The sequence below is a fragment of the Qipengyuania seohaensis genome (assembly GCF_002795865.1).
Classification (GTDB): Bacteria; Pseudomonadota; Alphaproteobacteria; order Sphingomonadales; family Sphingomonadaceae; genus Qipengyuania; species Qipengyuania seohaensis.
The window spans coordinates 1,507,017-1,519,157 of the sequence record NZ_CP024920.1; the positions used below are offsets into that span (position 1 = coordinate 1,507,017).

The window sequence follows — 12,141 nt, forward strand, 5'->3', positions numbered from 1 at the left end:
AAAACCTTTCTTTTTCCGGACTTGCAGGCGGCGAACCTGCCGTTGAGCGATTCTCACTTGCGCTCGCGTCCTGCGGCGGCAAACAGGCGCGTCATGATTTCCCATCCTGCGCAGCTTCGCCCGATTGCCCTTGCAAACTGGCTCTTCTTCGTCGCCGCCATGGTTATCGTGATGGTCGCCGTGGGCGGCATCACGCGCCTCACCGAAAGCGGCCTTTCGATTACCGAATGGAAGCCGATCACGGGCGCGATCCCGCCCCTCAGCGAGGCGGCCTGGCAGGCGGAGTTCGACCTCTACAAGGCCACCGGCGAATACAAGAACGTGACCGGACCCGCCGGGATGGATCTGGCGGCATTCAAGTTCATTTATTTCTGGGAGTGGTTCCACCGGCTCTGGGGCCGGCTGATCGGTCTTGCCTTCGCCTTGCCCCTCGCGTGGTTCTGGGTTCGCAAGGCAATCCCCGAAGGCTACAAGCTTCGCCTGGCTGCACTGCTGGCTCTTGGCGGCCTGCAAGGCGTCTTCGGCTGGTTCATGGTGAAGAGCGGCCTCAACGAGACGATGACCGACGTCAGCCACTTCATGCTGTCGCTGCATTTCCTCACCGCCATGCTGACGCTTGGCGCGCTGGTGTGGGTCGCGCTCGATCTCAGGCAATTCGCGCGGGGCAACAAGCGCATGGCTCACTGGACCGTTACGGCGAGCTGGGTCGGAGCCGTGCTGTTTATCCAGCTGCTTCTGGCTGCGTGGGTGGCGGGGCTCAATGCAGGCCTCGCCAGTGACAGCTGGCCGCTGATGCAAGGGCGCTTCATTCCGGAATACGATAGTTCGCGGGGTTTGCTCTACGCGATGACGCATGATCCCTACCTCATCCACTGGATGCACCGCTGGTGGGCGTGGGTGGCTGTCGCCGCACTGATCGTGATGGCGCGGAAGGTGCGCGCAATCGAGAGGAAGGCTTCGGTTGCGATTCATTCGGCATTCGGGACGCAAATCGTCTTGGGTATCGCTACCGTGATGACCGGCGTGTCCTTGTGGATTGCCGTCTCCCATCAGGTTGTCGGTGCGCTGCTGGTCGCAGCCTTCGCCTGGGCGGCCCACCTACTTGGCCGCCGCGCGTGACCGCCCTGATCTATTGTCCATTCCCCAACGAGGATAGCGCGAAGGAAATCGGTCGCGCCCTGATCGAGGAAGGGTTGATAGGTTGCATCAATGTCGGGCCATCGATCCATTCGCTTTTCGTCAGGAATTCCAAGATCGGGGAGAGTGAAGAAACCCCGGCCCTTCTGAAGACGGACAAGTCATTGCTTCAGCGGGCAATTTCCCGGCTGGAGATCTTGCACCCATACGACACTCCGGCAATACTCGGATGGCCCTGCGTAGCCGGATCGGCGACGACCGATTGGCTGGGGCAATTGGGGAGCGGAGCGAATGAGTGACAGCAATAGGCGCAGAGTCCTTCGCGCAATGGGCGCGCTGGCGCTTCTGCCATTGGGCTGGACGCAAGCCATCGCAGCGCCGAGGGTAATGGTTTCCTTTCCGCAAGTCCCCTTCCGGTTGAGGCGCAAGCTCGTCAGAAGCCTGAAGGACGGGGCGACCATCGAGGTGGTCCGCGAATGGTCCTGCCGGTTCGAAAAACTGGGTGCCGGTGCGCGGATGCATGGCCACCAGATTGCCGTCTCGGTAGAAGCGCCGCCTCAACTCGAGGCGATGGCCGCCATCGAGCAGGGGCGCAACGCCAGCGGATTCCTACCCCTCGAATTGGATCGGACAGGTTTGATCGTGGATTGGTCGCACGAAGCAAGTCCGGGTGTAGGCACCGCTGTCAGGCAGGCAATCGCCATGCTGGAAAGCGCGGTCGGCGACACGGGCGGCAAGCAGACCTCAAGCGAATTCGTCATGAGCGTCGGAAAGACGGCGGCTGAAATGGTCAGCCAAATCCCGCGCGACCTCCTTTTTCCGACGCCCGGACGCCAGGTCGAGGCGCGCCCGGTCGAGCTCGCCGAGGGCCTGGTCGGGTCTTACGAGGTAGCGATCGCAACACAGGTCGACCCGGCTACCGGCCTTTTACGCACATTCGAACGACGCGTGACCACGAAGGTCGGGGATAGTTCGCGCCTGTCCAGCGAGACGTGGGAAATCGCCTGACTTATCCCTGCGTACTATTTTACCTCCCTCAAGACACGCGGAAAAGCTTGACGAATCGAGGTTCAAGCGCCAATTGGCGCGCGCTCAGCAGGTCTGTTTCAAGGCCTGCGATGTGATTTCGTGTCGGCTGACGGCACGTTGAACTCGAGAAAACGGACATCAAGCCATGAAGGCTCTCACCAAGGTGACCCAGTCGGCCAAGCCGGCAGAGGTCGAAAAGGAATGGCACATTATCGACGGGGAAAACCTCGTCGTCGGCCGTCTCGCGGCGATCATCGCCAACATCCTGCGCGGCAAGCACAAGCCGAGCTACACTCCGCACGTCGACTGCGGCGATCACGTTATTGTCATCAATGCCGACAAGGTGACGTTCACCGGCAAGAAGATGACCGACAAGATCTACTACAAGCACACCGGGCACCCGGGCGGCATCAAGGAAACGACCCCGGCCAAGGTGCTGGAAGGCCGTTTCCCCGAGCGCGTCCTGGAAAAGGCCGTGCAGCGCATGATCCCGCGCGGCCCGCTCGGCCGTGCGCAGATGAAGGCGCTCCACCTCTACAACGGCACCGAGCATCCGCATGAGGGCCAGAAGCCCAAGACGCTCGACGTCGCTTCGATGAACCGCAAGAACAAGGCTGTTGCATAATGGCTGACGAAACCAAGAACGAAACCGTCTCGGATCTCGCAGATCTGAAGGACATCGCCGGCGACGCACCCGAGGGTGATTCGGCAGAGATCGCTGCCAAGGCCGACGTTCCCCTGCGCGAGCAGGAACTCGACGCCCAGGGCCGCGCCTATGCAACCGGTCGTCGTAAGGACGCCACCGCACGCGTCTGGCTCGTTCCGGGCAGCGGCAAGGTCACCGTCAACGGCCGCGACCAGGAAGTGTATTTCGCACGTCCGACGCTGCGCCTCGTGATCGACCAGCCGTTTGCCATCACCGAGCGTCAGGGCCAGTACGATGTGATCGCTACCGTCAAGGGCGGCGGTCTTTCGGGCCAGGCAGGCGCCGTAAAGCACGGTATCTCGCAGGCTCTCGCCAAGTACGAGCCGGCCCTGCGTTCGACGGTCAAGGCCGCCGGCTTCCTCACCCGCGACAGCCGCGTGGTCGAGCGTAAGAAGTACGGCCGCGCCAAGGCACGTCGTAGCTTCCAGTTCTCGAAGCGTTAATTCGCTTCCAAAGGTTCTTCACGAACACCGAGGAAGGGCGGCTCCGGTTGGGGCCGCCCTTTTCGTTTGTACTTCCGAGGATTGCTGCGGAGCCGGTCGCCTGGCTGTCAGCGCTGGATCATCATGATCATCCAGGCGAGGCCGGTGCCTGCGAAAAAGAGCGGCCAGCTCCACCAGAATTCGTACTGCATCATGTCGGCACGAAAGATCGACAGGAAGCCGCCGCGCGACCCCTGCGATCCGATGATCAGTGCGACCACGAAGGTCAGGATGCCCCCAAGGGGCACAGCTTTGACAAATTCCATCGCCAGTTTCCCTTTGTAGAAAACCGGCATCGCAGAAACTGGTTAAAATCTGCTTAGGCGACGGTCAGTGAACCGGCGGGTCTACGCGAGGGATTTGCCGGACAGGCGCCACCGGTTCTCCCGGGCCGCGGGGAGGCAATGCATTTTCGGGTACATCATCGATCTGCATGTCGTCGGTCTGCACGTCCTCCAGATTGCGTACTGTGACAGAGAGCCACTCGCCGTCCCACGCAATCTCGTTGAAGCTTGGCGGCGTCGACCGCGTTCTCTTCGACAGCGTACCGGCGCCGATCATCCGGACCGGGCCCTCTACGGTGTCTTCGAGAATGTCGAAGGCGTCATGCACATGACCCGACAGGACGGCTGCAACGGGCCGCTTGGCCAGTTCGCGCAAGGCCTTGTCGCCATTCTTGGTCAGCGCAGTCCCTTGCGTGCCAACCTCGCGAAGGGGGTGATGCACCGTGACAAGAGCCTGCTCGCCCGCTGGCAGCTTGTCGATCATCCGCAGGCATTTTTCGAGCGCGGCATCGGTGACCCATCCCTTGGACCAGTTAAGGCGCGGCTGCGCCCGAACCGCTGTCTTTAGGGGAATGATGGCGAGGCAGCCGAGGTCGATTTCGCGTTCGACCTTCTCGCTCATGCCGCGAAAGCGGCGATAGGGAGCGAAGAACCGCTCGATCGGGTTGAAGTACGGCATGTCGTGATTGCCGACCTCCACAGTCACCGGTGCGTCCAGCGAATTGATCCAGCTTGTGGCCGCCGAGAATTCACGGTGCCTCGCCCGCATGGTCAAGTCGCCGGTAATCGCCACGGCATCGGGACGTTTCTCGGAAATTTCCTGCTTCACCCAGTCGAGTGCGCGATTGTTCTCGAGCCCGAAATGAATGTCCGACAGATGAAAGATGCGCCGTGCGTCAGTAGCCATGGTGCGTCGCTAGCAGATCGACCTCGCATGCTGCCACTGTGAATGCGGATCCGGCGCTCACTTTGCCCTTCTCTCCATCGACTAAGACGGGAATATCCTGCTTCTGTTGGCTTTCGAACACCATCTCGTCGACGAGGCCGAGACGTTCGTGCGGGCCATCGCGGAACCTGCGGCGCAAGAGTGAGAAGCCGTGACGCAAATAATCCGTCGTGGTGTCGGCGTAATAACCGTCGAGCTGCATGCCGCGATGGGATGGGGTGATTTCGACCAAGGGATAACCGTCCTTCCGCCCGAGCGCGGGCGAGAGGCAATGAATCTTGTCACCTCCCGCGGTCTGGGCAACCGCGTCGCCGGTTCCTTCAGAGAGCGCGGCGACGTCCACGTCGCGCATGGCTTCGCGCACATCACCCCATGCCGTCGCGGGGCCCACAAGCAATCCCGCGAGCGCGTCGCCCGCCTGGCAGCGTGCGACATTGGGCCGGACCCTGCGTCCCGCGCCCTTGGCTACACGCGTCACGATCGTTTCGAGATCGGCGTCTTCACCGTGCAACCTCTTGCACAGGAGATTCATAGTGCCTCCCGGCAGTACGAGGATTTCACCTGACCAACCGTAGAGATTTGTAATGGCCGCATTCAACGTGCCGTCCCCCGTGAAGATAGCGAGGCGTTCGATCCCGGCATCCTCGAGATCTTTGGCGTTCGGCAGTTCTTCGTCCGGGAAGCGGATTCGCCGCGAGATGTTGAAGCCGTGATCGCAGCAATAGGTGTCGAGCGCTTCAAGCGCTGCATCGCTATTGCTGCCGCTTTCGGCGTTGCACAGAAGCCAGATGGTTTCCTCGGTCAGCATAGGGGTTTAGCGCGCCAACTCCGTGGCGGTTCCCCGCGGCTATATCCGGCCCGATAGAACCAGCCATGCCGTCCCGAGGTTCAGCACGCTATAAACGCCATACGCAGTGACAGCGCCGGGCCATCCGTTACCCGCCAGAAGCATCGCGGCCAGCAGCACAAGAAACTCGAAGCCGAGCGACATGCGACCTCCGGCGCTGCGATAAAAGCCGGGGAGCGCATCGAGCATGGGGTGTCCACTGTCGAGCACGGCCCGATGAACGGCAAAATTTGCAACCCCGAGAACGAAAAGAACAACCAAAAGCATAGGGGCCAAAGAATAGTCCTGTCGTTCGCAGATTGCGAATCGCGCTTCGTCGGGAATTGAACGCTCATCGTCCAATGGGCCTCGCCGCCGGTCGATATGGACGTGCGACTACAGTTGTAGCTGAGTAATACGGTGTGCAGCGGCAGGCCCTACCCCAACAGTCCCCCTAGACACGCCGGGCCTGCCGCAAACTGGAGAGATGCTATGAAGACCCCCCTGATTGTGCTCACCGCCCTTGCCATTGCAGTGCCCGCCGCCGCGTCGGCAGCAAAGGCACAGGAAGAAACGATTTCGATCGAATATCGCGACCTCAACCTATCCTCGCCCGAAGGCCTGGAACGCCTCGGATACCGCATCGAAGCAGCGGCGCGAAAGGTGTGTGGCCTCGACGAAGCGCGCCTCGGATCGCGTATCCGCAGTCGCGATGCCCAGCGGTGCTATGACGAAACGAAGGAAACAATCGATGCCCAGTTTGCTGTCGTCGTAGAACGGCATGCAAGAGGCGGCTGATACCCCCAGTCCGTCTAATCCTCTGGACCCCGATCGGAATGCAGTCCCCCGGTCGGGGTCCTCCCTTTTTTGCGAACAGGCGAGAGGCCGTCTAGCGGCCCGCCATCGCCTTGACCTTGGGCAGGTAGGTCCTGCCGATCCGCAGCGCTTCGCCATCATCCATTTCTACCGACCACACGCCCAGGCCATCATGGCGAAGACCCTTGATGTGTTCTTTCTTGAGGATGGTCGAACGATGGATGCGGATGAACTTTTCAGGGTCCAGCCGCTTTTCCAGGCCGGCAATCGTTTGAAGCAGTAGATATGACCGGTCGCCAACGTGCAGGCGAACATAATCGCGCTCGGCATCGATCCGGCTAACCTCGTCGGTCTCTATCCTGATCAGTTCGCTGCGATGCGGAATCCAAAGCTCCTCGAGCCATTTGCTATCGCTGCGCTCGGCATCGCTGCGGCGGGAAAGGGCGCGCTGGATTGCGCGCTCCAGTCGTTCCGGCTTCACCGGCTTCAAAACGTAATCGACCGCGTCGAGATCGAAGGCTTCCACCGCATAATTGTCATGCGCGGTGACGAAGACAACGGCCGGGCGCTCTTCCTGTCCGGCCAATTCGCGGGCGACCGACAGGCCGTCCACTTCAGGCATGGTCATGTCCAGCAGGATCAGATCCGGCCCGAGGGCATCGATCAACCTGAGCGCTTGTGCGCCGTCGCTCGCGGTGCCGACCACGGACAGGGCATCCATCTTTGAGCAGATCACCTGCATACGCTCTACTGCGAGCGGTTCGTCATCGACGATCAGCGTCTTCAGTTTCTCGCCTGTTTCCTCAGCCATGCTTCACCATCGGTAGTCGGAGTTCGGTTTCGTAGCCGTCGAGTGACGCGCCCGAGCTGATTGACGCTTCTTGCCCGAAGCGGGCCTCGATACGATCGCGTACATTGGCAAGGCCGATCCCGAAGCCGCCCTTGTGACCGGCAGGCTGTCCCGGCCCATCGTCGCTCACGCGCAGGACAAGGCGCCCGTATTCCTCGCGCGCAACGATCCTGATCGTCACGGGCTTGTTGCTGGCGGAAACTCCGTATTTGACGGAATTCTCGACCAGTGGCTGAAGGATCATGCCGGGGACCTTGAGCTGCGACAATTCACGCGGAAGATCGATGTCGACCTTCAAGCGATCGGGAAAACGCACCGATTCGATTTCCAGATAGTGTTCCTGCAAATCGATCTCGTCTTCGAGTGTCACGTCGCCGGTCGAATCGTCGGCGAGCGAATGGCGGTAGAAACGCGAGATCGACTGGATCATCTGCTCCGCCCGATCTTCCTTGCCGGTCATCACCAGTGCCGAGAGAGAATTGAGCGTGTTGAACAGGAAGTGCGGGTTCACCTGGTAGCGCAGGCTACGCAGTTCGGCAGCCTTCGCTGCGCTCCTGAACCGCTCACCCCGTCGCTCGGCCGCCCTCGCCTGGACACCTGCGAACATCGCGAGATAGAGCGCGGCCCACGCGAGCAGCAGGAAGTACCGGCTGAGCGCGAGATCGGTCAGTCGGCGCCACGTATCCGCCGCCGTCGGCGCTGGCTCGATAACGATTGAGGCGGTCACGGGCTGGCTTTCCGGATCGTCGGACCCGTCACCGGCCGCCCCGCTATCTGGAATGGGGGCGGGAACGTCGAGAAGGAGGTTACCGGATTCGTCGCGGCGGATATTGAGCCCGCGCTTCGCCCCGATTTCCTGCCGCACCTGATCCTCGATCGGAGAAAACACCATGGTGTTGATCTGCGCGATCAGGAGCGAGGCGGGCGCAGCCATGACGATAGCCACCCACATCTTGACCGCGAGCGTGTGGCGCATGAAGAGCCGGATACAGAGCCACAGGAGCACGGTCACTCCGGCCCCGGCAACGCAGACGAGGAAGCGCCGCCAGAGCAGCGCATCCTGCATCTCGAGCCCGACCACGGCACCGCGTGCCGTGATCAGGAGGAAGTAGGCCAGCCACAGGCCCGCGATCGAGACGAGGATCGTCCCGACGGGAACATTTGCGACTTCCGAATTCATCTGGCGTTCAGCGTTCAAAACAGGCTCTATGTGCCCGTCTGTCACCGACATTGAAAGTCCGGCGGTCGAACGGCTCACGCCGTTGGTCGATGATGAATGCTATTCGGCGGGTTCGAGGTCGTTTTCCGCAATGCGTCGGCGCCATTCGGCCGGTGCCAGGGTGTGGACGTTCTTGCCCTCGCTATCGACGGCGACAGTGACCGGCATGTCCTGAACTTCGAACTCGTAGATCGCTTCCATGCCGAGATCCTCGAAAGCGACGACCTCGGCACCCTTGATCGCGCGGCTGACGAGGTAGGCTGCGCCGCCCGTAGCCATGAGGTAGGCCACCTTGAACCTGCTGATGACCTCGACCGCGTCATGGCCGCGCTCGGCTTTGCCGATCATGGCGAGAAGGCCGAGATCGAGCATCATCTCGGTGAACTTGTCCATGCGCGTGGCAGTGGTCGGCCCCGCGGGGCCGACGACCTCGCCCATGACCGGATCGACCGGGCCGACATAATAGATCGCCCTGCCCTTGAATTCGACGGGAAGCTCTTCACCGGCCTCGAGCATGTCATTGATACGCTTGTGCGCGGCATCGCGCCCAGTAAGCATCTTGCCGGACAGGAGCAGGCGATCGCCGTGTTTCCAGCTAGCGACCTCCTCCTGCGTCAGCGAGTTGAGGTCCACGCGCCGCGCCGCCGAATCCGGCTTCCACGTGACCTGCGGATATTCGTCGATATTCGGCGGATCGAGATAGGCGGGGCCCGATCCGTCGAGCGTGAAATGCGCATGACGCGTCGCGGCGCAATTGGGAATCATCGCCACCGGCTTTCCGGCTGCATGGCAGGGCGCATCCATGATTTTCACATCGAGCACGGTCGACAGGCCGCCCAGCCCCTGCGCACCGATACCCTGCGCATTGACCGCGTCGAAGATATCAATCCGCAGCTGTTCGAGGTCCGTCTGCGCACCGCGCTGCTTGAGCTGGCCCATGTCGATCGGGTCCATGAGGCTAAGCTTGGCCAGCTTCATGCAATGCTCGGCCGTGCCGCCAATCCCGATGCCGAGCATTCCGGGAGGGCACCAGCCGGCGCCCATGGACGGCAGCTGCTCGACCACCCAGTCGACGATATTGTCGGACGGGTTCATCATCTTGAACTTGGATTTGTTCTCGCTCCCGCCGCCCTTCGCCGCGACGTCGATTTCGACAGAGTTGCCCGGGACCATCTCAACCGAGAGCACGCTGGGCGTATTGTCTCGCGTATTGCGGCGAGTGAATGCGGGGTCGGCGAGGATCGAGGCGCGCAACTTGTTGTCGGGATGGTTGTACGCCTGGCGAACGCCCTCGTCGACGACCTCCTGAAGCGAGCGTTTCGAATCGAGGCGGCAGCTCATGCCCCATTTCACGAAGACATTTACGATGCCCGTGTCCTGGCAGATCGGTCGATGGCCTTCCGCGCACATGCGGCTGTTCGTGAGGATCTGCGCAATCGCATCCTTGGCCGCCGGGCCTTTCTCCGCTTCATAGGCCTCGCCGAGGGCGCGGATATAATCCATCGGATGGTAGTAGGATATATATTGCAGAGCGTCGGCGACGCTCTCGATCAGGTCCTGTTCCTTGATGGTTGTCATGTCGCTCATCGCCGCGCGTTCCCATGTTGCAGATTTGCGCTCCCCGATAGGCGCGATTGAGGCCATCGGTCAAAGCGCTTGGAAGCAACGGGTCTTGCGCCTAAGGCAACGGGAGCTTGCATAAGCGTGTTATTACTGTAATACAGCTCGCGGATAGCCATGAACACTACAACGACCACTCGCCCCGATTTCTCCGTCGCCCGCAAGGCGATGATCGACAGCCAATTGCGCACCAGCGGTGTCAACGAGGCTTTCGTCATCGAGCGCATGGGAACCGTCCCGCGCGAAGACTTCGTCCCCGACAATGCCAAGGGCACGGCCTATATGGACCGCGCAATCCGGCTTGCCGATGGCGGCTTCCTGCCCGCGCCGCTTTTTCACGGTGCAATGCTGGCCGAAGCACGCCCCTCGAGCGAAGACAGGGTCCTCGTGATCGACGGCGGCAGCGGATACCTGCCCGCCCTGGTCGAGCCCCTGGTCTCCTCGGTCGAAGTGTTGAGCGCTGACAAGGCTGCGGCGACGAAAAAGAAGGGCGACTATACGCTCGTCCTGATCGACGGCGCCGTAGAGCATGTGCCCGCCAATGTGGCCAAGCTGGTGGCCGAAAAGGGGCGCATCGTTACCGGCCTCGTCGAGCGCGGCGTCACCCGCCTCGCGACGGGACAAAGGTCCGGCAAGGCGCTTGCACTGTTGCCGCTCGCCGAAATGGGCGTTCCGCGCCTCGGGGCATTCGACAAACCGGAAAGCTGGAGTTTTTGAATGATTTCGGGAGGGGTCCGCACAATTCTGGCACTTTCGGCAGCTGCCGGAGCGCTCGCTGTTCCGCAGGGCGCTGCACAAGCTGATACGCTTCAGGAGGCCCTAACCGACGCCTACCTGAACAATCCGACACTGGAAGCTGCACGCGCCCAATTGCGGGCGACCGACGCCGGCGTCCCTTTGGAGCGCGCCGCTGGCCTGCCATCGCTTGATGGCACTGCGACATATACCGAAGTTCTCAAACAGAACTCGACCAGCTTCTTCGCCCCTGGCCGGTCGCTGAACGCCGGGGTGGATCTGGGCGTACCGATCTATTCTGGCGGCGCGGTCAAGAACGCCGTCCGTTCGGCCGAACAGCGCGTCGAGGCCGGTCGCGCCGACTTGCGCGCCACCGAAAGCGCAATCTTCAGCCGGGTCGTTGCAGCATATATGGATGTGCTGCGCGGACAGGCTCTCGTCTCCCTCTCGGCCAACCAGGTCGATGTTCTGTCGGTCAATGTCGACGCCACAAGCGACCGCTTCGAGATAGGCGACCTGACACGTACCGACGTCGCCCAGTCGGAGGCGCGCCTTGCTGTCGCCCAGAGCGATCTGCGCAGTGCGCAAGCCAACCTTATCGCCGCTCGGGAAACCTATATCGCTCTTGTGGGCGATGCACCCACCGACCTTGCGCCGCCTCCCCCGCTTCCGGGCTTCCCGGATGACGTGGCCACGGCGGTCGATATCGCGCTCGAATCCAATCCCGACCTGATCGCTGCGCGTGAACGCGCGGCTGCTGCAGGTTACGACATCGACGTCGCTGGTTCCGGTCGCTTGCCGCGGGTTTCCGTATTCGCCGGATACGATTACCAGAACTTCCTCGGCAGCGTCGCGGATGGGCGCCTCGATCCCACCGATCCCGATAGCCCCATCGTACCGAGCGACCAGACCGCAGCAGGCGCCTCGATGGGCGTTTCGCTTCGTCTCCCGATTTTCCAGGGCGGTCGAACGGCAGCACTCCAGCGCCAGGCACAGGCCCGCGCCTCCGCCGCGCTCGAGAACGTCATCGCCGCAGAGCGCGACGTTATCTCGCAGGTGCGGGCATCGTGGTCGAGCTGGCAGGCCAGTCTCGCCATTATCGAAAGCTCGCAATTGGCCGTCTCTGCTGCCGAATTGAGCCTCGAAGGCGTGCGCGCGGAAAATTCGATCGGCAATCGGACGATCCTCGACGTACTCAATGCAGAACAGGAATTGCTGCAAAGCCGCGTCCAGCTGGTGACGGCACGGCGCAATGCCTATGTCGCGGGCTTCAGCCTCCTTGCCGCCATGGGCCGCGCCGAAGCGCGCGATCTCGGCCTGGCGGACGAGGGCGTCCTCTACGACCCCGTCGTCAATTATGACCGCGTGCGCGGCAATGTCTTCGACTGGGCGAGGGATCCCGACCCCGTGGCGAAGTCCCCGCGAACCGTGGATGTGCCTGCTGCGACTGCAGAAATTCCTGAAACTGCTGACTCGGCCGACTAGGCTGGT

The 12,141-nt window shown here is 61.9% G+C and carries 15 protein-coding genes; 8 read left to right on the plus strand and 7 right to left on the minus strand.

Annotation, left to right across the window (positions count from 1 at the left end; all coding sequences use genetic code 11):
* Positions 1-93 precede the first annotated feature (93 nt).
* The 5 genes from CVE41_RS07370 (at position 94) to rpsI (ending at position 3,315) form a co-directional block, all read left to right on the plus strand.
* Positions 94-1,119 (plus strand): COX15/CtaA family protein, encoded by a 1,026-nt coding sequence (locus tag CVE41_RS07370; RefSeq protein WP_100260068.1) that lies wholly within the window; start codon positions 94-96, stop codon positions 1,117-1,119.
* Positions 1,116-1,436, plus strand: a complete 321-nt coding sequence (cutA, locus tag CVE41_RS07375) for a divalent-cation tolerance protein CutA (protein ID WP_100260069.1) — start codon at positions 1,116-1,118, stop codon at positions 1,434-1,436. Before CVE41_RS07370 ends, cutA begins: the two co-directional genes overlap by 4 nt.
* The gene (locus CVE41_RS07380; protein WP_157799442.1) at positions 1,429-2,145 is read left to right on the plus strand and encodes a hypothetical protein; all 717 of its coding nucleotides are present in this window, start codon (positions 1,429-1,431) and stop codon (positions 2,143-2,145) included. Before cutA ends, CVE41_RS07380 begins: the two co-directional genes overlap by 8 nt.
* Before the next feature lie 166 nt (positions 2,146-2,311).
* Positions 2,312-2,791 carry a 50S ribosomal protein L13 gene (rplM, locus tag CVE41_RS07385; protein ID WP_100260071.1) on the plus strand — a complete coding sequence of 160 codons (480 nt, stop codon included), beginning with the start codon at positions 2,312-2,314 and terminating at the stop codon, positions 2,789-2,791.
* Positions 2,791-3,315, plus strand: a complete 525-nt coding sequence (rpsI, locus tag CVE41_RS07390) for a 30S ribosomal protein S9 (RefSeq protein ID WP_100260072.1) — start codon at positions 2,791-2,793, stop codon at positions 3,313-3,315. The genes rplM and rpsI overlap by 1 nt, the downstream gene beginning before the upstream one ends.
* A 107-nt stretch (positions 3,316-3,422) precedes the next feature.
* Here the strand turns inward: rpsI and CVE41_RS07395 are convergent, their stop codons facing one another.
* The 4 genes from CVE41_RS07395 to CVE41_RS07410 form a co-directional block, all read right to left on the minus strand.
* Complete coding sequence (locus CVE41_RS07395) at positions 3,423-3,620, minus strand: hypothetical protein (RefSeq protein WP_090478394.1); 198 nt, start codon at positions 3,618-3,620, stop codon at positions 3,423-3,425.
* 64 nt (positions 3,621-3,684) lie between these two features.
* Positions 3,685-4,545, minus strand: a complete 861-nt coding sequence (locus tag CVE41_RS07400) for a metallophosphoesterase family protein (protein WP_100260073.1) — start codon at positions 4,543-4,545, stop codon at positions 3,685-3,687.
* Positions 4,535-5,392: a diacylglycerol kinase family protein gene (locus tag CVE41_RS07405; protein WP_100260074.1), complete on the minus strand. Its 858-nt coding sequence runs from the start codon at positions 5,390-5,392 to the stop codon at positions 4,535-4,537. Before CVE41_RS07405 ends, CVE41_RS07400 begins: the two co-directional genes overlap by 11 nt.
* Before the next feature lie 39 nt (positions 5,393-5,431).
* Positions 5,432-5,620: a hypothetical protein gene (locus CVE41_RS07410; protein WP_232725590.1), complete on the minus strand. Its 189-nt coding sequence runs from the start codon at positions 5,618-5,620 to the stop codon at positions 5,432-5,434.
* 282 nt (positions 5,621-5,902) lie between these two features.
* Here CVE41_RS07410 and CVE41_RS07415 point away from each other — a divergent pair, with 282 nt between their 5' ends.
* On the plus strand, positions 5,903-6,208 hold the full coding sequence (locus tag CVE41_RS07415; RefSeq protein WP_100260075.1) for a UrcA family protein: 306 nt from the start codon (positions 5,903-5,905) through the stop codon (positions 6,206-6,208).
* Between the two features lie 91 nt (positions 6,209-6,299).
* Here the strand turns inward: CVE41_RS07415 and CVE41_RS07420 are convergent, their stop codons facing one another.
* From CVE41_RS07420 to CVE41_RS07430, 3 genes are all read right to left on the minus strand, one after another.
* Entirely contained in the window at positions 6,300-7,037 is a 738-nt protein-coding gene (locus tag CVE41_RS07420; RefSeq protein ID WP_100260076.1) for a LytR/AlgR family response regulator transcription factor, read from the minus strand.
* Positions 7,030-8,256: a sensor histidine kinase gene (locus tag CVE41_RS07425; RefSeq protein WP_100261425.1), complete on the minus strand. Its 1,227-nt coding sequence runs from the start codon at positions 8,254-8,256 to the stop codon at positions 7,030-7,032. The genes CVE41_RS07420 and CVE41_RS07425 overlap by 8 nt, the downstream gene beginning before the upstream one ends.
* Before the next feature lie 99 nt (positions 8,257-8,355).
* A complete protein-coding gene (locus tag CVE41_RS07430; RefSeq protein ID WP_100261426.1) occupies positions 8,356-9,873 on the minus strand; it encodes a fumarate hydratase in 1,518 nt (505 codons plus the stop codon).
* Between the two features lie 159 nt (positions 9,874-10,032).
* On the opposite strand from CVE41_RS07430, the gene CVE41_RS07435 reads away from it, so the two are divergent.
* Together CVE41_RS07435 and CVE41_RS07440 are read left to right on the plus strand one after the other, a co-directional pair.
* The gene (locus CVE41_RS07435) at positions 10,033-10,632 is read left to right on the plus strand and encodes a protein-L-isoaspartate O-methyltransferase family protein (RefSeq protein ID WP_100260077.1); all 600 of its coding nucleotides are present in this window, start codon (positions 10,033-10,035) and stop codon (positions 10,630-10,632) included.
* Complete coding sequence (locus CVE41_RS07440; protein WP_100260078.1) at positions 10,633-12,135, plus strand: TolC family outer membrane protein; 1,503 nt, start codon at positions 10,633-10,635, stop codon at positions 12,133-12,135. It begins immediately after the preceding gene.
* Positions 12,136-12,141: the final 6 nt, after the last annotated feature.